The following is a 19,880-nucleotide window of genomic DNA, read 5'->3' as shown; positions in this document are numbered from 1 at the left end:
CCTCAATCCCCCTGTTCATCACTTAATCCACACCAGTTCATGATCGCTTCAGCAATGATTTCAGCAGCAGTAAATACCTCTTTTATTTCGATATACTCATTTACATCATGTGCTGCGGCTGTCACACCTGGTCCAATCACAACAACAGGTGTATTTCCGACATTAGTGAGCAGCCCTCCATCTGTCCCCCATGGAGATGCTTCAATCTCTGGCTCACTTCCTTTTATCTTTTTATATGCATGTGCAATGGTTTGAATTAATTCATGATTGGTTTCTAAATTACCTGGCTGCCATCTCGCACCAAACCATTCAACTTCTGGCGGAAACTCTTTAAACCACGGATCGTCATTTGCCAGTTCTTTCAGACAAGCTTCAAGCTCGTCTGCGGCCTTTTCCATTTTTTCATGCGGTGCGACCCCAATTCTTCCTTCAATCCACGCAAGATCAGGAACAGAGGATGGCCATTGACCGCTTGTTATTTTTCCAATATTAATCGGAATGGGGATCGGTATGTTTTTATATAGAGGATCGTTAATCTGTTTATTCCGTTCTTTTTCCAATCTGGTTAAAGCATTTATAACAAGGATGCTCTTTTCTATTGCATTAACTCCTTCATAGCGGGTACCGCCATGTGCTGATTTACCTTTTACAGTGATTCTGAACCACATCGAGCCTTGCTGTTTAGGAAATATTTTCATATTGGTAGGTTCCGGGATAATCGCCCCATCCGCCTTGTAACCTCTTAAAATAGCTGCCAGAGTACCTGCTCCGCCACTCTCTTCTTCTATGACACTTTGAAAAATCATATCTCCTTTTAATTGAACACCTATCGATGTAATCGCTTCCATAGCTAATAATAAAGCGACAGTACCGCCCTTCATATCCGTTGAGCCTCTGCCGTATAGCTTACCATTCTCGACAATAGCACTATATGGATGGTGAATCCAATCGTTTTCATTGCCTTCTGGCACAACATCTATATGGCCATTTAGAATAATCGATTTACCTCCTCCGCTCCCCTTCTTCACAGCTACGACATTTGGGGTCCCTGAAAAGTCCTTGCGATCACAATAAAATGCCTGATGATGTTTAAGTTCTTCACTGCCAATTTCCCATATATCAAGTTCGAGACCCAGCTTTCTGCATTTTTCAATAATAACTGCCTGGGCACTGCTTTCATTTCCTCTAACACTATTTTCTTGTACAAGCTGCTGCAGCAGTTTAATCCCTCGCTGTTCATTTTGTTGCAGCCATTCTTTAATTTTAACGTTCGTATTCATTCTCCTTCCTCCTTTCTGAAAAGGGTTAAAAGAGTTACCCTTCATTCCATCGTACGTTTTCGGAGATGAGTAGCCGGCAGTCGGTGTACTTGATGATATCTTCAATCGTATAAGGCAAAAATACCTCTGTCAGCAAAAGACCTTGCTTTGTTATCTGAATTACTGCCATATCGGTAATAATTAAGTCAACAGATTTAGAAGATGTGAGCGGTAATGAACATTTCTGGACAATTTTCGAATCGCCATTTTTGTCCATATGGTTCATTAAAACGACGACCTTTTTTGACTTTTGTGCGAGTTCAATTGCACCGCCCATACCTGGAACCTTCTTGCCCGGAACAATCCAATTTGCTAAATCACCCTCTTCACTTACTTGCAATGCGCCTAGAATGGTCATATCCAAAAGACCACGCCTGATCATCGCAAATGCAATGCTGCTGTCACAATAGGAGCCGCCTTTATTAAGGGTGACAGGCAAACCTCCTGCATTACATAAATTCGCATCCTCCAACCCTTTTTCTGGGCTTGGACCTATTCCTGTGATTCCATTTTCGGCCTGAAATACAACATGGATATCATTAGGAAGGTGGTTGGGTACAAGAGAAGGAATGCCGATGCCCAAATTGACAATCATTCCATTCGTAATTTCCGCTGCCGCTCTTTTAGCAATTTTTTCTCGTACATCTATTCCCAAACCCATTGCCAGTTCACTCCCTCAGATTGAACGATATAGTTCACAAAAACACCTGGAGTCACAATTTCATCAGGATCAAGACTTCCCAGAGGAACGATTTCCTCGACCTCTGCAATCGTCATTTTACCTGCCATCGCGACGAGCGGGTTTGTATTGCGGGCACTTTTATCGTAGATTAAGTTTCCAAACGGATCAGCCTGTTTTGCATGAACAATGGATATATCAGCCGATAAAGCCGTTTCAATTAAATACTCTGCATCATGCAGCTTACACCTTGGTTTCTGATTAGCTACGAATGAATTTTCCGTTCCAATATCAGATAGAATGGCCGGTATCCCAACACCGCCTGCCCGGATTCTTTCTGCTAAAATGCCTTGCGGAGAGAATTCAACAGCCAGCTTTCCCGATGTCATAAATTGACCTGCAACCGGATTTGACCCGATATGCGAAGTAATAATGGATTTAACTCTCTCGGCACATACAACCTTTCCAATCCCAATGTCAGGAAATCCTGTGTCATTTCCTATTAGGTGTAAGTCTTCTGCTCCGCTGTCCAGAATCACATCAATTAAACCTGGAGGTGTCCCAATTCCACCAAAACCACCATACATAATGGTCATACCACTTTTAAATAATGGTTTCATTTTCTGGAATGATGTTATTTTTTCAAATGAATTATCCAACGTTTACGCACCTTCCTCCCTTGTTAGACTGTCATCATTCATGAGCACTTGAAGCGTTTTCTCAAGCCGATTTCCTAATTCATTCATCTCTTCTTCCGTAATGGTCAAAGGGGGAGCAATTAGAATAGCATCTCCATGAATTCCATCTTCACCAGCACCAGCTGGATAAAGAAGCAAACCATTGATCTGCGCAGCAGAAATCAGCCGCTGCGTAAACTGCATCGCACGAGGGAAAACCGTCTTCTTGATTGGATCTTGAACAAATTCAAGACCAAGCATTAATCCTTTCCCGCGAATATCGCCGATAACAGGAAAGGAAGATTGAAGTTTTTGTAAAAGGTCTTTTAAGTACACGCCTTTTTCCTCAGCTTGTTTTACAAGATTATGTTTTTCTATATATTCTAAAACAGCTAATGAAACAGCACAGCTTTGCGGGTTAGCACTTAATGTGTGTCCGCTCATGATGCTTTTTGATCCTTTGAGAATTGGTTCCATCACATGATCACTGACTAAGGCTGCGGCAATGGCCGTATAGCCTGCTCCCATTCCTTTCCCTAGAGCAACAATGTCTGGAGCCGTATCCCAATGCTCTGCTGCAAACATTTTTCCAGTTCTGCCAAACCCGGTCATCACTTCATCGGCTATAAAAAGAATGCCGTGCTTTTCACATATTTTTTTTATAATCTTGTAATATTCTTTAGGAGGTGTCAGTGCCGCACCAGCAGCGCCAACAATAGGCTCAGCAATAAAAGCGGCGATATGCTCTGCTCCCATTCTTTTTATAATAAGATCAAGCTCATGTGCACAGCTATACTGACAGCTGCCCTGCTCTTCATGAAAAGGACAACGATAGCAATAAGGCGGCGGCAGTACAGGGCTATCCTCAAGAAGAGGCATAAATCGAGATCTGCGCCCTCTATGCCCTGATAAGGACAAGGCTCCGAGCGTAATGCCATGGTAACTGATCCAGCGGGATAGAATTTTTGTTTTCGTATAGATTCCTTGTTCCTGCCAGTATTGAATAGCAATTTTCATAGCCGTTTCGGTCGCTTCAGAACCGCTGTTAACAAAAAAACTCCAATTCAAATCACCATATGCACATTGTGCTATTTTTTTCGCCAGCTGTTCAGCAGCCTCACTGCTAAATTGGGAACGATATACAAAAGATACTTTTTCAGCCTGTTTGGCTGCTGCAGAAATGATTTCCTTCACACCGTGTCCTATATTGGCTGTTATAGCTCCAGAGCATGCATCTAAATAGTCTTTTCCGTCCTGGTCGTATAAATAGACTCCTTTTCCATAATCAATAAGCGGGTATGTTTCATCTAACAGTGGTTTAATTAAATAAGAAGGATCCAATTTCCCCACCTCATTCTTGTCAATTCTTTCAATTATATGATGTGAATGACGGTTTCTTTCATATAAAAAAACTGCCCGATAAACAGGCAGTTTTTAAATCGTACTTATTTTATTTTCCGTAGCAGCTAGCGCCGATAATAATTAGCAGGATGAATAATACAACGATTAACGCAAATCCTTGAAATCCGCCAGTAGCTGGATAAGAGTATGCACCTGCAACTGGGTAGCTGTAGCTAGGAGTATAGCAAGGATCTCCGCATCCGTAGTTATAACCGTAATTCATAAATATCCTCTCCTCATTTGTTTTAGGCATTTTCAATATTAACTTATGTATTAGGTGCTTGACCCGAGTGTGCATTTGCCCATATTTATAAATTTCCAGTTAATTCTTTTTCTTTCATTTTTATTACATTTACGTTACGATTATATTAGTACAATCTTGTGAAGGAATGACTATATGCTAAAGAAAAAAGTCGGAATTTTCATTTTTATTTTTACTGCAGTCACTGGAATAACCTTTATTATTAATTATTTTTCTTCTTCTAAAGGGTCAGCAGAATCTGAGAGCCTATATGAGAAATTGGCTAATAAGGAAGACATCAGCTATTTAATTATAGGTGACAGCATCGGCAGAGGTTCGGGTGTATCACATAAATCTAAAACATGGTTCAGCCAAATGGAAAATGCTCTGTCAGAGAATTTTAAAGTGAAAACCAAAAGACATTTGCTTGTTCAAAGTGGCGCCACTGCATTTGAGGGATTGTACAAGCTTCAAAATGGCAAGCCTGACGACTATATAGATCTTATTTTCATCGTCTTCGGAGAAAATGATCGCAAGTATATGAATGTTTCTCAATTTGCTCAAACCTATGAGGCACTGATTAGAAAAGCAAAACAGAACTATCCTGACAGTGAGATTATTACGTTTACAGAAAGCTCTCTGACGGAAGATCAATTTGCAACGAGCATTAAAGACATTTCTGATCACTATAACGCTAAAAATATTGATATGCGACTTGCATTTTCAACATCCGGTTTATCTGTCAATAAGCTGACAACTGATCTAGTTCACCCAAACGATCGGGGATATGAGCTATATAGTGCGGCCGTATTAGAAAAGCTGCAACAGCTCACTTTAAAACAGGAGAATATTGCTTATTTGGCAGATCCTCTTCATCCTTATGCAGAGATCAGCTTAAAGGAAATACAGGATGTGCAAACAGCAGCAGGTTTTACAAAAGAAAAAGATTTTTGGATCAGTGAATCTAAAGGAGATATTCTGGAATACTCTTTTACAGGCTCAATGCTTGGAATACGGGCAATGCGAAGTGAATTAGGAGGAAAAGCAGATGTTTATCTAGACGGCAAATGGCTGACTGAAATATCTACCTGGTGGCCATTTGAGAGGGAAAGATACTTATATATTGCCAGTGGTTTAGAGAACACTCAGCACACAGTTACATTCGTATCAAAAGGTGAAAAATCCTTAAATAATACATCATCACATCATACTGTTGCCATCTCATCAATTATTACGGATAAATAGTAAAAAGCAAATGCGCCTAAAAGCAGAAAATTGTTTTTAGGCGCATTTTAAAAGTGAATAATAAAGATCTCTTCAAATTAATTCATTGTAACTGTCATAACGACATTTGATGCTCTTTGAACAGATGACGATAATTGTTTTTCTATAGTCACTTGGTCGCTGTTTGTTATAATGACAGGAGTAATCGTGCTCTTTGCTTTTTCTTTTACTAAGTTCATATCAAAAGTAACGAGCTGATCCCCTACTTCTACTTTTGATCCCTCACTCACATGTGCCTCAAAGCCTTCTCCATTCATTGAAACTGTCTCTAAGCCAATATGAATTAAGATTTCAGCTCCGTTTTCTGCCTTAAGCCCAACAGCATGCTTTGTAGGAAACACTTGAAGTACCTCGCCCTTAACAGGAGAAACTATAATTCCTTCAGTTGGTTCGATGGCAATGCCATCACCCATCATTTTTTCAGCGAATACAGGATCCGGTACCGTTTCTAAGGAAACTGCAGCTCCAGAAAGAGGAGCGAAAATGTCCACAGATTTTACTTCTTCTTTTTTGCCAAATAACTTTTTAAACATCATGATCACCTTTTACTTTTATTTTTCTTGAAACAATTTCAAATAAACTTCATAGCCCTCTTCTTGCAGCTTCTCTTTCGGAATAAATTTTAATGCAGCTGAATTAATGCAATAACGCAACCCAGATGGACCAGGTCCATCGTCAAAAACATGTCCAAGATGTGAGTCAGCCGTTTTGCTTCTTACTTCGGTTCTAACCATAAAATGACTTAAATCTTTTTTTTCAAGAATTTCTTCGTCTTCAATGGGTTTTGTAAAGCTTGGCCACCCGCATCCTGCATCATATTTATCAAGTGAACTGAATAAAGGTTTGCCTGATACAATATCTACATAAATGCCATCTCCGAACTCATCCCAGTATTCATTTCTGAAAGGCGGCTCGGTTCCATTATGCTGTGTTACTTCATATTGCATTGGGTTTAATTTCTCTTTCAACTCATTCTTATTTGTCATTTCTGTTCACCCCAATGTCTCTTAATATAATCCGCTCTCCCTGAGCCCTGCTGGTATGCATTATATCTAAGCGGATTCTTCTTGTAATAGTGCTGATGATAATCTTCAGCAGAATAAAATACGGATGCTGGTAAAATCTTTGTTTGAATGGGCTTCTGAAATTTACCGCTTTCCGAAAGCTTTTGCTTCGATTGTTCTGCCATTTCCTTTTGCTGCTCGTCATGATAGAAAATCGCTGTCTGATACGATTGACCTCGGTCATAAAACTGACCGCCAGCATCAGTTGGATCAATTTGCTGCCAGTATAATTGCAGCAGATTTTCATATGGAAATACATCAGGATCATACTTAATTTGCACAGCTTCATAATGACCGGTTGTTTCCGAGCATACTTCTTCATAAGTAGGGTCTTCTTTCGTCCCGCCTGTATAGCCTGACAGCACTTCCATTATACCAGGCTGCTCGTCAAATGGTTTTACCATACACCAAAAGCAACCTCCTGCAAACGTAGCTAATTTATACTGCTGCTTTTCCATTCCGTCCACCTCTTTCAGCTTCTCTTCATACATATTCCCTATTTGAAGAGGTTTAACGCATTCAACATAAGAGTAAAGAAAAATAAGATAATATGCAAGAAAATAGACTAGAGGTCAATTGAGTCCGTTCCACCTGCGCTGCGGCCCCTGTTTTATTACGTGGAAGCACATGCTGAGCCTATTCGAAGCAAAGCTGCTGCAGAGTCTCCCCCTTTCCTCTATTGCCCACATGAGTTCATGGTCCTCCGCTCCATTTCACTCATGTTAGTAAAATATATATAATCATAAAAAAACCGAATGATTAGAAAGATGACTTCCTAACCATTCGGGTCTATGAGTGTGTTGAATACTTATGTCCCAGCCTCTCACCTTTACCGATTTTTCGATTGCGAGGATATACTTTTCCATCTCTTTTTCTGTTCCGCCTGTGCACGTTTATCTTGTTTCCGGTCAAGATAGGCAAGCTCTCTCATCAGCTTTTTATAACTGTATAATCGTCCTTCCTCCATCTCGCCTGCCTTAATTCTTGCCATTACTGCACAGCCAGGTTCATTTTCATGCTGGCAGTCCCTAAACCTACATTCCTTAGCGGCTTCTTCAATATCACTAAAGCTTTCGCTTACACCGTGATCACTATCCCATAATTGCAATTCCCGCATCCCAGGTGTATCAATTAAAATACCGCCGTTAGGAAGAAGTACTAATTCACGATGTGTGGTCGTATGTCTTCCTTTGTCATCAGCACCCCTAATTTCCTGTACCTTTTGCTTTTCATCTCCAAGGAAATAGTTGGTCAAGGTAGATTTCCCAACACCAGATGATCCTAGTAATGCCACCGTTTTACCCTTTTGCAGATAAGAGGTCAGTTGCTCGAGTCCATCTTCTGTTACAACACTTACAGGGATGACTGGAACACCAAGCGCTACCGCTTCAATCTGAGCCAGCTTTAAAGAGAGGTCCTGACATAAATCAGATTTGGTTAATATAATGACAGGATTAGCGCCGCTTTCCCATGACAACAATAAATATCTTTCAATTCTTCTAATATTTAAGTCCTCATTTAATGAGTTGACTAAAAATACGGTATCCACATTTGTCGCGACTATTTGCTCCTCTGTACTTACACCTGCGACTTTTCGTGAAAATTTACTTTTCCTCGGTAAGATATGATGAATAATACCGCGATCTTCTCCGTCCATTTCTTTTACAACAACCCAGTCCCCAACAGCCGGGTAATCTTCTCTTTCGGTTGCTTCATAAGAAAATTTCCCTGATACTTCACAAAGTAATTCCCGCATTTCGGTTACAACACGATAAGATCGTTTATGTTCCAATGTGACTCGCCCTGCCACATATCCGTCCTTTTCAAACCGTTCAAATAAGTCGTGAAAATATTGATTATACCCTAATTTTTCTAATGTCAAATTCGTTTCCTCCGCTTTCGCTTATAAAATAATAAAAACCACAGGCATACACAGCCCATGGTTTAATAAACGAAAGAGAAAAAAACGTCTTTATTGACGATTTATCTTTTACATTCCAATTGGGCTGTGCTATTACGTTCAATTACTGAGATATAACCGTATAAGCTTGACATAACACATCACCCTTTCACTCTTAATTATTTAATTATATCACTATATTCTGAAAATGCAAACAGTTATTATAAAAATCCTATATTGGGATTATGAATTGGAATTTTTAGGCACCTGCCCCTTCTAAATTGCATACTCTGCTATTACCAGATCAGACCAGAAACTGCAAGGAGGTCATTTTTGTGGAGAACCATTCATTTTCGCAGACTCATTATCTAAAAGCGGACCAATACAGACATAAAGCAAATTATTATAAATATACAGACATTGAAAAGTATACCTGGTATTATCAAAAGTACTTAAAACACTTTTATGCTGCGATCAATCAACAAAGGACAAACTCTCTCCAGCCACTGCAAATATTGCCAAGCAGAGTGCGCCTGCTTCATGCTGCCCATGATTTTGAGAAAACAGATGTCTACTTAAATGGGTCCCGTGTTTTACAGGAATTTCAGTATGCCGAGGCAAGCAGTTACTTATCATTGCCCGCTGGAACATATCAGCTTGATGTTTATCCAGCAGGCACGACAATACAAACCATTATAAGTCAAAAAATAAAAATTGAGCCTGGTAAAGCATACACAATCACAGCATCAAAAGTTGAAGACAATGTTAAAGCAACATTATTTGAAGACGATCAAATTGTTCCTCACGGTGAAGCAGCCTTTCGATTTATTCACTTGTCAACAGATGCCCCTTCCATTGATTTAGCCGTTAAAAACGGAGATGTAGTCTTTCATAGCATTGAGTACCGTGAAGCAAGTGAATACCTGGGCATATCTCCTATGACCGTTCATCTTCATGCTAGAGTAGCAGGCAGTGATAATCATATACATTCACTTGACAACCTTGTATTCAAGGCCAATCATATTTACACCATTTTTCTCGTTGGCTCTGTTACAGGCGCTCCAAAATTAGAAATTTTAATGCTTTAATTTTTTTGGTGAGATTCCCCATTTCAATTTTCCATCCAAAGGCAAAAGAGAGGTGACCGCAGGTGGCCACCTCTCAAAAAATAGCAGTCTATGATTTCGTTATCATTTTAGTCATTACCGAACAGGTACAAGCAAAGACAATCGAATATCGTCATTTTCCAAATCAAACTCATCAACTTTTACCTTTACATCACTTTTCAGTTCCATGTCAGTTAAAGCAACGTAAATACGTTCTTCTTCCGGTACAATTTCAACCCATTCTGGAAGATCATAATGATCTCTTACAAACTTCATCACATATGCTGCAGGAAGCTGCAACTGACCGACAGACATTTCTTTCTTCTCTAACACAATATCTCCATTTTCGAGAGCAGTAGGTTCAAACGCAAGTTTCATTTCAATTTCCTGACTAAACACTGGCAGGGAACCAATTAGCTCCACATCATCGTTGAGAAAAATCTGATAATCAATTGTACCTGTCAAACCTTCACTTTCAAGATAATGATTAATTACTTGATTTAAGTCCTGTTTATTAGCTCCAATAGAAAAAGGAGCGTATCCACTTTCATTGATCTCGTTTGGCTCATATGCCTGATGATCAGCTGGTGCATAAATCAAAGTGGTCAAGAACACCAGTAATGCGATGTTTAATCCCAATAATATGAAAAAAAACAACTTCCATTTATTCTTTTTCAAAGTCTCCTCACCTCTTAGCTGTCCAATGACTTCTCTAATAACACATCTGCCAATACATTGTCTTTCATTACCTCGTAAATACGATTTCCCATTTTTTCATAGCCTCGATCGTTGGGATGGAAATAATCTGTATATAGGAGGTTTTCCCCTTCTGTTTGAAATATATCATCCACATCCACAAAAAATGTATTGGAATATTGACCCAATATCGTTTTGCTTGTTTCATTCCAGTCGCTCATAATCTCATCAATTTCCCGAATATCGGAAAACCAAGTCAAAAAAGGATTATATAAACCGATAAGACCGATCTCAGCTCGGGGATTATACTCGTTGATTGTCTCTAAAACATCCTGCAGGTTCTTTTCATAAATAGTCTTCTGCTGAGCAAACGCCTGGAGATTAAGACCTGTAAAATTTTCCCTTACGACCTTCATTATATCATTGCCGCCAATAGTAACTAGGACTAAATCCGCTTCTGCGATCGATTCTTTTACCTCATCTGTTTTTAATTTTTTTAACAGCTGATCTGAACGGTTGCCGCGCACACCAAAGTTTTTAAACACCACATCGGCAATTCCACGTTCTTCCTCGAGCAGCGTTTCTGTATATGGAACATATCCGCCTTTTTTTGTACTATCTCCAACACCTTGTGTTAAAGAATCGCCAACAGACACAATTGCCAGGTTTTGCGGCAAAAAGGCTGGATCGATAGTTTTTCTTTCAGCATATACAACACTTTTTTCAACATGCTCACCACTGCTCGTATTTGTACCAATACTGCAAGATGATAGAAAAAACAGCATGATCAGCATAAAAAAGAAGAGAAAAGTATATCTGAAAGTCATAAATGGATTTCTTGCCATTGAAGGTTTAAAGGTGAATTGCTTACTCATTTTATCACCCCTCATAGAAGTATAAACTATTATAGCATGATCAATCGTTCCTTGAAAAAGAAAGACAAAACAGAAATATAGATTAAGAAATGCTGTTTCACAAACTTAGTTGCATTTAATTTTTCTGAAAGTGAAAAAATAGACCTGTTAAACAAGGTCTATTGCAGCGTTTTTATATCGTTGATAATTTCCTCATATGGTACACCGGTTACACCATCATAATATTTTTGTATAAGTCCATCTTGATTGACAAGGTAGAATTTTGTATCATGTATCACTTGATCTTCATTTTTTGGCTTTTGAACAATGGCTTTAAATGAATTCAAAGCAAAATCTTCAATCACTTTTTGCTCATAACCAGTTAAAAAATTCCAACTGTCATAATTAGCCTCATATTGATCAGCAAATGTCTTCAAGACATCTGGTTTATCATTCAGAGGATCGACGCTGAAAGAAACAAAATGAATATTTTCAATTCCTTCTTCAGCTGCCATTGTCTGCAATCTTTTCATATTGGAGGTCATCGGCAAGCATACCGTATCACAATTGGTAAATATAAAATCTGCAACCCAGACTTTTCCTTCTAACTCACTTAACCCCACTTGTTCACCGTTTTGGTTTGTAAATTCAAAATCCTCGACTTCATAGTTTAAAGCATCATTAATTCCACCTTGACCGCAAGCCGATAGCAATGTAACTGCAAAAATTGCTATGATGGCAAAATACCTCTTTAACTTCACTTCTTTCACCTGCTTCACTAAAGTTCAAGTTTCATTCTAGCAAACCTCCATGAAAGAAGAAAGAAAAGAATGTGTCAAAGTTGTGAACAAGCAGATTATTATTTTTTATCCGCCGGGCTTGTCATCACTTGATAATAGGTTTGGATAAACTGGCTGTAATCAAATTTGATTGCAATATAATGTACTTGATAATTTTCTTTTTTATCTGCCGGCAGCTTTCTAAAATCTCCTATAGTCTGTCCAAATGCCACCCCTTTATCGACTACTACCTTAACTGGCGCTTCAATGTATTCCATTTTAGACTGATCCATAATAGCCCAAAAAGTAAGCAAATCATGCATTGGGCTCCCAGAAATATCAATAACTTGCATCTTGTAAAATTCATAATAGTAATCAATCATTGGTTTAAGCAGTTGACCGAATTTATTGCCAGTTTCAATATAATATTCATGCAGCCGATCAACGAGAGCAGGAGTTAGAATGGCTGACATCGTGACATCTAGAGGAATAATATATACTTTCTTTGGAGCATGTGATAATACAATGTTTGCAGCATAAGGATCTCCGTAAATATTTGCTTCTGCTACAGGTGTTACATTGCCAGGGACAAAAAATGCACCGCCCATAATATAAATATCAGATACTTGCTTTAGTAAATTGGGGTATAAAATAAACGCAGTTGCGAGAGAGGATAATCTGCCGATGTTTACAATTAAAATATCATTTTCATATTGTTCAATAATCCTTTTGATCTCATCAAAATTCTCAAAAAAATCAACATCAACTACTACATCATTAAGAATTGGACCAAGGCCGCTGAGCCCATGAATCTCCGGGAAGAACTCCGGCATATCACCTGTAAGCGGGAGGCCAGCACCGCCAAATACTGGAATTTCCGTCAGACCTGTCAGTTCACGTAAATATGCTGCGTTTTGAAGCGCTTTTTCTTTAGAAACATTCCCATAATCTGCAACAATTCCTACTACATTTACTTCTTCATTAACTACTGCAAACGCAGCTGCAACCATATCATCTATTCCAAAATCGCTAAAAAGCAGAATATTTTTCACCTTCACATTTCCACCCCCTACTATAGTAATATTCATTGGAATTTAAAATAGAAATATTTAACATCCACGGTAAAAAAACAGTGAAATTTTCCTAGAAAAATAATAAAGCACAGTAGCCGGGACAAAACGAAATAATATATCTCAAATAGTGAATAACCAAGGTAAAGGTTTGGATTGAACAAGGGCATTTCACCTGTGTGTGTTGCGGGCATTTTTTCGTGGAATTACAGATCGTCACGCCGCTTCTTCTTTATTGCCCACAGGTGTCGAGTTTCCTCCAGTCCTTTTCCACTTCAGTTTAAAAAGATATATTTTAGAACAACAAAAAAACCGAATGATTAGAAAGATAAACTTCCTAACCATTCGATTCTATGGTCTTGTTAAATACTATGTAAGAGCCTCTTTACCTTTTTAATCAAGATAATACATAAATCCAATTGCACCCGCGCCTGTATGTGTACTCACAATTGGCGTTGTATCTTCAATGGATATATTGGTATAGCCTGTAAGCTCTTCGATTGCTGTTCTTAGTTTAGAAGCTAATTCAAACCCTTCCGCATGAACAAGCCCCACACTTTTAATTGTTTTTCCTTTAGCATCTTCCGCAAATTGATTTGCTAAGTATTTAACGATTTGAGCATGGCTGCGCACTTTGGCTACCGGTGTATATACACCGTCCTCGAGTGAAGCTATTGGCTTTATGTTTAGAAGGGAGCCTAATAATGCTTTTCCTCTCCCAATTCTTCCACCCTTAACCAGATTCTCGAGCGTATCCACGACAACAAATAATTTCGTCTTCGCTCTTATTTCATCCAGTTTCGAACATATTTCTTCAATAGAACTTCCATTCTTAGCCATTTTAGCCGCTTCAATCACTTGGAATGCAAGCGCTTTAGAAATATATCGGGAATCCACAACTTTCACATTGCCTTTTGCCATGCTGGCTGCACTTTCTGCGGATTGTACAGTGCCGCTCATTCCGCCAGTCATATGGATGGAAAGAATATCATATCCTTCATCTGTTAACCTGTCATACAGCTCCAAGAAAACACCTGCTGGAGGCTGAGAGCTTTTCGGCAGTTCTTCAGACTCTTTCATTTTTTTCATAAATTGAACCGGCGTTATATCTTTCCGGTCTAAATATGTTTCTCCATTGATATGAATAGACAATGGAACGACTTCAATATCATATTCCTTTAGTACTTCTTCTTGCAAATCAACTGTAGAGTCTGTAACGATTCTAACCTTATTCACACATTCACGTCCCTGCTATAACAATTCCATTTTATTATACATTTTTACCTATATGAAGAAAAGCAATATCATTAAGGCTGGCTATTAAACTCCATATAAAATAAGACTGTTTTGTTAACAAATAACAACCTAAGTATATCTTTTGCCCGATTCCTCAGCAATCACTAATTACTTAGTATATTCCTTACCAATTTTTCAACAACTTAAAACATCGTTCCTAATTGTATACTTCATTCATAACAGAGCTTTTGAAAGAACATCCAGCTGCTTTCTTTCAGCAAAAAATAAGAGGCTGGGACAAAACGAAATTCCTATTTGTAAAACACGAATGTTTATTTTTAAGGTTGATGTGTTTACACAAGCCCGTTCCACCTGCGCTCCTGACCCTCGCTTTCCATGGGGAGGAAGCAAAGCTCCTGCGGGGTCTCACCCTTTCCTCTATTGCCCATAGGAGTCGAGGGTCCTCCGCTCCATTTCACTCATTTTTAGAAATATTAAATGTTAAACAAATAAAAAACCGAATGATTAGAAATATTCACTCCCTAATCATTCGGTTCTGTGGTTGTGTTAAATACTTATGTCCCAGCCTCTGTTCATTTTCTAGCATTATTCAGCAATTCAGGGGTTTGATAGACTTGTTCATAGATCGGCCACTTTGTCATTTTTTTCATATATTCTTTAAATGAGTACAATGGCTTCTCTTCAGCTGAATCATAAATTTGATTCATGTAAAGCTGCAAACGCACCTGAACTAAGAAAAAATAAGGGCTATTTTTGTCTAAAACAGGAATTTCGATGATACTAACCTTCTGCCCAACAGCATTTTTGAACACTAGGCTTTTGAATAACAAAATATCAATCCTCTTTTTCACCCGTTTAACTTCATTATACCCTAAAAACAATTATAAATATGTCGTTTTTTGCATATTCAAAATAATTAAAAATAGCTTGCTGTTTTTCTATAATTTATAGCTTATTAAAAACCGAAACACTAATCAATAACCTCTTCTGCTGCTTGCATTTCTTCCCACTCTTTTTCTTTCTTGAGCTTCCGCTTATAGACAATTTTAGAGAGGTTAATGCTGATTTCATACAAGAATAATAGAGGAATGGTCACTAATATATCCGAGATAAAATCTGGCGGTGAAATGACAACCGAGATGACAACAAGTACAAAATAGGCATACTTCCTGATTTTCTGCAGCACGTATGGATTAATAATCCCAAGAGATGTCAGGAACATTGCTACAACTGGCAGCTCAAACAAGACACCAAATGGCAGCGTCATATGCATAATAAAGCGGAAATATTTGTCAGCTGTAAAATTGGTGACCATCATGCCTTCACCAAGTTCAACAAGGAAGCTTAGTACGGTTGGAAAGATGACAAAGTAACCAAAACAAAGTCCAACAATAAATAAAACAAACAATGCTGGTACATAAGAGAGTGAGACTTTTCGCTCAATTGGTGTTAAAGCTGGTTTCACAAACATCCAAATTTGAGCAGCTAGGACCGGAATCGTTCCCGCAAGAGCTACAACACCAGCCAGTGTAAAGTACACCCAGATTATGTCACTAGGACCCAGAACAATCAGTTTCACATCTAGATCACGCACAATCCATTTATAAATCTCTTCTACATATATAAAGCCAATAATAAAAAATGCAAAAAAGGCAATAACCGTATATATGAGTCTCTTTCTCAGTTCATCTAAATGATCTATAATATTTAATTCTTTATCTTCCATAATCTTCCCCTGCCTGTCTCAATTTACATGCCCAGAGGCAAGGAAAAGTGAATGAATGAAACGAATCCACTCACTGATCCAAAAAGAAAAAGTGTAAGAAAGAATCTCACACCTTATTTAACAGTTTTTTTATTCTGATCGTCTTCAAACTCTTCCATTACATCACTTGTTAATTCACGAGTCGATTTTTTGAACTCGCGCAACGTTTGTCCAAATGCTCGCCCAATCTCAGGAAGTTTCTTTGGACCAAATATAATTAAAGCAAGCACTAAAATTAAAATTAATCCAGGTACTCCGATGTTTGATAACATATAAACATCTCCTTAATATGTCTTGTAAATCTGTCTTCATTATATTACTAATTTGGGCTATTGTGTAGAGTATAGCGAAAAATTCATATTATATACACATTAACAATAATAAAATAGGAATGCAATAAAAATCACAGACCTGTAAATAGATCTGATTTCAAACACATCAGCAGAAGCTGGGACAAAACGAAAATAATATTCTAAAAACACTAATATTTAATATCTTGGTTAGGGTATTCAAACAAGTCCGTTCCACCTGTGCTGCGGACTCTCGCTTTCCGAGGGGAGAAAGATGAGCCTGCTCGGCACGTCTTCGGTGTCTCACCTTTTCCTCTATTTCCCTCCGGAGTCGAGTGTCCTCCGCTCCATTTCACTTATGTTAATAAAAAATTAAATAATCATAAAAAAACGAATGATTAGAAAGACGGCTTCCTAACCATTCGTTTCTATGGTTGTGTTAAATAATTATGTCCCAGCCTCTTCTATAAATTCCTTCATCTTCACACCAGTAAATGGAACAATTTCTTATCATTATTGATTTCTTGATAGGAGAATCCTTTTTTGTCCATTCTTTGGATCAACCCTGAATAGTCTTCTCTATTTTTTAATTCAATTCCTACAAGCGCTGGACCATTTTCTTTATTATTTTTCTTGGTATATTCAAATCTAGTAATATCATCATTTACTCCAAGCACTTCATCGAGAAATTCTCTTAGAGCACCTGCACGCTGCGGAAAGTTGACAATGAAATAATGTAATAACCCCTCATATAATAAAGATCGTTCTTTAATTTCCTGCATTCTGCCTATATCATTGTTTCCGCCGCTGACAATGCATACGACATTTTGTCCCTTAATATTCTCTCTGTACATATCCAGCGCCGCTATAGGCAGCGCTCCTGCTGGCTCAGCCACAATCGCATGCTCATTATAGAGTTCCAATATTGTTGTACAAACTTTTCCTTCTGCTACGGTGACTACATCATCTACCAGATCCCGGCATATAGAAAAGGTTTTTTCTCCTACTGATTTGACTGCTGCACCATCGACGAATTTGTCAATCTTATGCAGCGGCTTCACTTCATTTGCTAAAAGAGATTGTTTCATAGCAGGGGCGCCCTCCGGTTCAACACCGATCATTTTTGTCTGATGAGAAATTGCCTTGATATATGCAGAAGTTCCTGCCATTAGGCCTCCGCCTCCAATACTGGCAAAAACATAATCAGGAGCAACCTCACAGTCATTGAGTATTTCTACCGCCACTGTTCCTTGACCAGCAATAACTTTATCATCGTTAAACGGATGAATAAATGTTCTATTTTCTTCCTGAGCACAATGCAATGCTTTTTCATAGGCATCATCAAAAGTATCTCCGACTAGAATGATGTCCACTATTCCCCGGCCAAACAGCTCGACTTGACTGATTTTTTGTCTTGGAGTTGTAGCAGGCATAAAGATTTTTCCGCTAATGCCGAGATGCTTACATGCATATGCTACCCCTTGAGCATGATTGCCTGCACTTGCACACACTACTCCACCTGTCCGCTCATCTTCTTCAAGAGAATTTATGCAATAATATGCGCCTCTTAATTTAAAGGAACGGACATGCTGCAAGTCTTCTCTCTTCAAATAGACATTACACTCATATTTTTCTGATAACCGCTCATTTTTTTGCAGCGGTGTATGGGCTACAATGTCTTTGAGATGCTGATAGGCAATTAAAATATCTTCCAGCTGCACTTTCTTTTCCTTTACAGCACTTTGTTTCATACGGCACCCCAATTCAAGTTCCAATTTAATTTTTTCATTATAACACGATGCCGCTGTAAATCAACACATTATTTGTAAATTTTAGATTTTTTAGAATTCACCAAAAGAGTTATTTCATAATTAGACTGTAACTAGAACAAAGTAACTGGGACAAAACGTTAATAAATTTCTAAAATACGAATCTATGGCTTGGTTTTGTTATTTAACCTAGCCCGTACATTGCAGCCACTGTTTTTTTGTGAGTTCATAGTGATGAGCTCACCTTCTTGCTGCTTCTGCTCCTGCAGGGACTCATTCTTTCTCCACAAGGAGTCGAGTGGCCTCCGCTTCAGTTCACTGATGTTTAAAAGGAATATTTTAAATTAACCAATAAAAAAACGAATGATTAGAAAGATCACTTCCTAACCATTCGCTTCATCTTATTACTTATGTCCAGCCACTATTTCTGGTAAATTAAGAATTCGTAATCATATGGGTTTTTTTCATCTTTTATGCCCTGTTCTCTTGATTGGAGGGTCCATTGTGAGAGATCAAGATCTGGGAAGTAAGTGTCTCCTTCGAAGGTTTCGTGAATACTTGTGATATAAAGCCTGTCAGCGGCAGGTAGGATCTGCTTAAAAATTTCTGCTCCTCCAATGACAAATACTTCTTCCATGTTACTGCAGTAAGTTAACATCTCTTCTAGAGAATAAAAGACAGTACAATCATCACATGTAAATTGCCGATCACGAGTTATCACAATATTTTCTCTGCCCGGAAGCGGACGGCCAATAGAATCCCACGTTTTTCTTCCCATTACAATGGGACGGCCCATTGTTGTTCTTTTGAAGAACTTTAAGTCTTCAGGCAGATGCCATGGCAGCTGATTATCCTTCCCGATTACACCGTTTTCATCCATAGCCCACATAAGGGATATCATACACTGACCACTCCTTTAATGTGAGGGTGTGGGTCATAGGCTTCAAGCGCAAAATCTTCATAGCTATAAGAAAAAATATCCTTCACTTCTGGATTGATTACCAATCTTGGCAATTCCCGAGGCTCTCTAGTTAATTGCAATTGAACTTGTTCCAGGTGATTTTGATAAATATGTACATCTCCAAATGTATGTACAAATTCACCCGGTTCTAAATCACAGACTTGTGCAATCATCATCGTAAGCAATGCATAGGAAGCAATATTAAACGGCACTCCTAAAAAAACATCTGCGGAACGCTGATAAAGCTGACAAGATAGTTTGCCGTCCTGTACATAAAATTGAAATAAACAATGGCAAGGTGCCAGCGCCATCTTTGGAAGATCACCAACATTCCAAGCATTCACTATCAGTCTGCGGGAATCAGGATTTGTTTTTATTTGCTGTATTAACTCACTTATTTGATCCACCGTTTCACCATCACGGTCTGTCCAGGAGCGCCATTGATGCCCATAAACTGGTCCTAGATCACCGTTTTCATCTGCCCATTCATTCCAAATACGAACACCATTGTCTTGCAGGTATTGAATATTTGTATCGCCGTTTAAGAACCATAGCAATTCATGAATGATTGATTTCACATGCAGCTTCTTAGTTGTAATCAATGGAAACCCCTCTTGCAGGTTGAAGCGCATTTGATAGCCAAATGTGCTGATTGTACCTGTTCCAGTCCGGTCGCTCTTTTCTTTTCCGTTTTTCAGAACATGCTCACATAGTTGTAGATATTGTTTCATGTATTCCCCAACCTCTCATTATGCTCGTTATATTGTA

General features: G+C 38.5%; 22 protein-coding genes. 2 read left to right on the top strand and 20 right to left on the bottom strand.

Translation table 11 applies throughout. The annotated features are described in order from the left end of the window. Positions 1–2 precede the first annotated feature (2 nt). The 5 genes from B7E07_RS10090 to B7E07_RS10070 all read right to left on the bottom strand — a co-directional run bounded on the left by B7E07_RS10090 (position 3) and on the right by B7E07_RS10070 (position 4,299). On the bottom strand, positions 3–1,280 hold the full coding sequence (locus B7E07_RS10090; RefSeq protein ID WP_080845743.1) for a peptidase: 1,278 nt from the start codon (positions 1,278–1,280) through the stop codon (positions 3–5). 34 nt (positions 1,281–1,314) lie between these two features. Next, positions 1,315–1,980 carry a 3-oxoacid CoA-transferase subunit B gene (locus tag B7E07_RS10085; RefSeq protein WP_080845742.1) on the bottom strand — a complete coding sequence of 222 codons (666 nt, stop codon included), beginning with the start codon at positions 1,978–1,980 and terminating at the stop codon, positions 1,315–1,317. After that, positions 1,965–2,618: a CoA transferase subunit A gene (locus tag B7E07_RS10080; protein WP_139785716.1), complete on the bottom strand. Its 654-nt coding sequence runs from the start codon at positions 2,616–2,618 to the stop codon at positions 1,965–1,967. Before B7E07_RS10080 ends, B7E07_RS10085 begins: the two co-directional genes overlap by 16 nt. Before the next feature lie 42 nt (positions 2,619–2,660). After that, positions 2,661–4,016, bottom strand: coding sequence for an aspartate aminotransferase family protein (locus B7E07_RS10075; RefSeq protein WP_080845740.1), 1,356 nt, complete (start codon positions 4,014–4,016; stop codon positions 2,661–2,663). A gap of 109 nt (positions 4,017–4,125) precedes the next feature. Continuing rightward, positions 4,126–4,299, bottom strand: coding sequence for a YjcZ family sporulation protein (locus B7E07_RS10070; protein WP_080845739.1), 174 nt, complete (start codon positions 4,297–4,299; stop codon positions 4,126–4,128). Positions 4,300–4,473: 174 nt separating this feature from the next. Here B7E07_RS10070 and B7E07_RS10065 point away from each other — a divergent pair, with 174 nt between their 5' ends. Next, positions 4,474–5,562, top strand: a complete 1,089-nt coding sequence (locus B7E07_RS10065) for an SGNH/GDSL hydrolase family protein (RefSeq protein WP_080845738.1) — start codon at positions 4,474–4,476, stop codon at positions 5,560–5,562. Between the two features lie 77 nt (positions 5,563–5,639). Here the strand turns inward: B7E07_RS10065 and B7E07_RS10060 are convergent, their stop codons facing one another. From B7E07_RS10060 to rsgA, 4 genes are all read right to left on the bottom strand, one after another. After that, positions 5,640–6,134, bottom strand: a complete 495-nt coding sequence (locus B7E07_RS10060) for a PTS sugar transporter subunit IIA (protein ID WP_080845737.1) — start codon at positions 6,132–6,134, stop codon at positions 5,640–5,642. 18 nt (positions 6,135–6,152) lie between these two features. After that, positions 6,153–6,587, bottom strand: a complete 435-nt coding sequence (gene msrB / locus B7E07_RS10055; RefSeq protein WP_080845736.1) for a peptide-methionine (R)-S-oxide reductase MsrB — start codon at positions 6,585–6,587, stop codon at positions 6,153–6,155. Continuing rightward, positions 6,584–7,123: a peptide-methionine (S)-S-oxide reductase MsrA gene (gene msrA / locus B7E07_RS10050; RefSeq protein ID WP_080845735.1), complete on the bottom strand. Its 540-nt coding sequence runs from the start codon at positions 7,121–7,123 to the stop codon at positions 6,584–6,586. The genes msrB and msrA overlap by 4 nt, the downstream gene beginning before the upstream one ends. 371 nt (positions 7,124–7,494) lie before the next feature. After that, a complete protein-coding gene (gene rsgA / locus B7E07_RS10045) occupies positions 7,495–8,547 on the bottom strand; it encodes a ribosome small subunit-dependent GTPase A (RefSeq protein ID WP_080845734.1) in 1,053 nt (350 codons plus the stop codon). A gap of 353 nt (positions 8,548–8,900) precedes the next feature. Here rsgA and B7E07_RS10040 point away from each other — a divergent pair, with 353 nt between their 5' ends. After that, positions 8,901–9,653 carry a DUF4397 domain-containing protein gene (locus B7E07_RS10040; protein ID WP_176215167.1) on the top strand — a complete coding sequence of 251 codons (753 nt, stop codon included), beginning with the start codon at positions 8,901–8,903 and terminating at the stop codon, positions 9,651–9,653. Between the two features lie 114 nt (positions 9,654–9,767). Here the strand turns inward: B7E07_RS10040 and B7E07_RS10035 are convergent, their stop codons facing one another. From B7E07_RS10035 to B7E07_RS09985, 11 genes are all read right to left on the bottom strand, one after another. After that, positions 9,768–10,328, bottom strand: a complete 561-nt coding sequence (locus tag B7E07_RS10035; RefSeq protein ID WP_306807577.1) for a YpmS family protein — start codon at positions 10,326–10,328, stop codon at positions 9,768–9,770. Between the two features lie 35 nt (positions 10,329–10,363). Then, the gene (locus B7E07_RS10030; protein WP_257391429.1) at positions 10,364–11,242 is read right to left on the bottom strand and encodes an SGNH/GDSL hydrolase family protein; all 879 of its coding nucleotides are present in this window, start codon (positions 11,240–11,242) and stop codon (positions 10,364–10,366) included. A gap of 158 nt (positions 11,243–11,400) precedes the next feature. Then, positions 11,401–11,982 (bottom strand): SCO family protein, encoded by a 582-nt coding sequence (locus B7E07_RS10025; protein WP_257391428.1) that lies wholly within the window; start codon positions 11,980–11,982, stop codon positions 11,401–11,403. Between the two features lie 98 nt (positions 11,983–12,080). Continuing rightward, entirely contained in the window at positions 12,081–13,058 is a 978-nt protein-coding gene (locus B7E07_RS10020; RefSeq protein ID WP_080845731.1) for a nucleoside hydrolase, read from the bottom strand. 405 nt (positions 13,059–13,463) lie between these two features. Next, positions 13,464–14,306, bottom strand: coding sequence for a DegV family protein (locus B7E07_RS10015; protein WP_080845730.1), 843 nt, complete (start codon positions 14,304–14,306; stop codon positions 13,464–13,466). 593 nt (positions 14,307–14,899) lie between these two features. Next, positions 14,900–15,157, bottom strand: coding sequence for a DUF2535 family protein (locus B7E07_RS10010; RefSeq protein ID WP_080845729.1), 258 nt, complete (start codon positions 15,155–15,157; stop codon positions 14,900–14,902). 140 nt (positions 15,158–15,297) lie between these two features. Further along, on the bottom strand, positions 15,298–16,053 hold the full coding sequence (gene tatC / locus B7E07_RS10005) for a twin-arginine translocase subunit TatC (RefSeq protein ID WP_080845728.1): 756 nt from the start codon (positions 16,051–16,053) through the stop codon (positions 15,298–15,300). A 113-nt stretch (positions 16,054–16,166) separates the two neighbouring features. Beyond that, positions 16,167–16,364: a twin-arginine translocase TatA/TatE family subunit gene (locus B7E07_RS10000; protein WP_080845727.1), complete on the bottom strand. Its 198-nt coding sequence runs from the start codon at positions 16,362–16,364 to the stop codon at positions 16,167–16,169. 500 nt (positions 16,365–16,864) lie between these two features. Then, entirely contained in the window at positions 16,865–18,133 is a 1,269-nt protein-coding gene (gene ilvA / locus B7E07_RS09995; RefSeq protein ID WP_080845726.1) for a threonine ammonia-lyase IlvA, read from the bottom strand. Positions 18,134–18,572: 439 nt separating this feature from the next. Next, positions 18,573–19,052, bottom strand: a complete 480-nt coding sequence (locus B7E07_RS09990; protein ID WP_080845725.1) for a dihydrofolate reductase — start codon at positions 19,050–19,052, stop codon at positions 18,573–18,575. Further along, a complete protein-coding gene (locus tag B7E07_RS09985; protein WP_080845724.1) occupies positions 19,049–19,843 on the bottom strand; it encodes a thymidylate synthase in 795 nt (264 codons plus the stop codon). The genes B7E07_RS09990 and B7E07_RS09985 overlap by 4 nt, the downstream gene beginning before the upstream one ends. Between the last annotated feature and the right edge of the window lie 37 nt (positions 19,844–19,880).

The sequence above is a fragment of the Cytobacillus gottheilii genome (assembly GCF_900166665.1).
GTDB lineage: Bacteria > Bacillota > Bacilli > Bacillales > Cytobacillaceae > Cytobacillus > Cytobacillus gottheilii_A.
The sequence above is the reverse complement of the archived record's forward strand: the minus strand, read 5'-3'. Positions and strand labels throughout refer to the sequence as shown.

Excerpts from the sequence above, each read along its gene's own strand:
- B7E07_RS10090 (WP_080845743.1), bottom strand. The coding sequence starts at position 1,280 with ATGAATACGAACGTTAAAATTAAAGAATGGCTGCAACAAAATGAACAG.
- B7E07_RS10085 (WP_080845742.1), bottom strand. The coding sequence starts at position 1,980 with ATGGGTTTGGGAATAGATGTACGAGAAAAAATTGCTAAAAGAGCGGCA.
- B7E07_RS10080 (WP_139785716.1), bottom strand. The coding sequence starts at position 2,618 with ATGAAACCATTATTTAAAAGTGGTATGACCATTATGTATGGTGGTTTT.
- B7E07_RS10070 (WP_080845739.1), bottom strand. The coding sequence starts at position 4,299 with ATGAATTACGGTTATAACTACGGATGCGGAGATCCTTGCTATACTCCT.
- B7E07_RS10065 (WP_080845738.1), top strand. The coding sequence starts at position 4,474 with ATGCTAAAGAAAAAAGTCGGAATTTTCATTTTTATTTTTACTGCAGTC.
- B7E07_RS10060 (WP_080845737.1), bottom strand. The coding sequence starts at position 6,134 with ATGTTTAAAAAGTTATTTGGCAAAAAAGAAGAAGTAAAATCTGTGGAC.
- msrB (WP_080845736.1), bottom strand. The coding sequence starts at position 6,587 with ATGACAAATAAGAATGAGTTGAAAGAGAAATTAAACCCAATGCAATAT.
- msrA (WP_080845735.1), bottom strand. The coding sequence starts at position 7,123 with ATGGAAAAGCAGCAGTATAAATTAGCTACGTTTGCAGGAGGTTGCTTT.
- B7E07_RS10030 (WP_257391429.1), bottom strand. The coding sequence starts at position 11,242 with ATGAGTAAGCAATTCACCTTTAAACCTTCAATGGCAAGAAATCCATTT.
- tatC (WP_080845728.1), bottom strand. The coding sequence starts at position 16,053 with ATGGAAGATAAAGAATTAAATATTATAGATCATTTAGATGAACTGAGA.
- B7E07_RS10000 (WP_080845727.1), bottom strand. The coding sequence starts at position 16,364 with ATGTTATCAAACATCGGAGTACCTGGATTAATTTTAATTTTAGTGCTT.
- ilvA (WP_080845726.1), bottom strand. The coding sequence starts at position 18,133 with ATGAAACAAAGTGCTGTAAAGGAAAAGAAAGTGCAGCTGGAAGATATT.
- B7E07_RS09990 (WP_080845725.1), bottom strand. The coding sequence starts at position 19,052 with ATGATATCCCTTATGTGGGCTATGGATGAAAACGGTGTAATCGGGAAG.
- B7E07_RS09985 (WP_080845724.1), bottom strand. The coding sequence starts at position 19,843 with ATGAAACAATATCTACAACTATGTGAGCATGTTCTGAAAAACGGAAAA.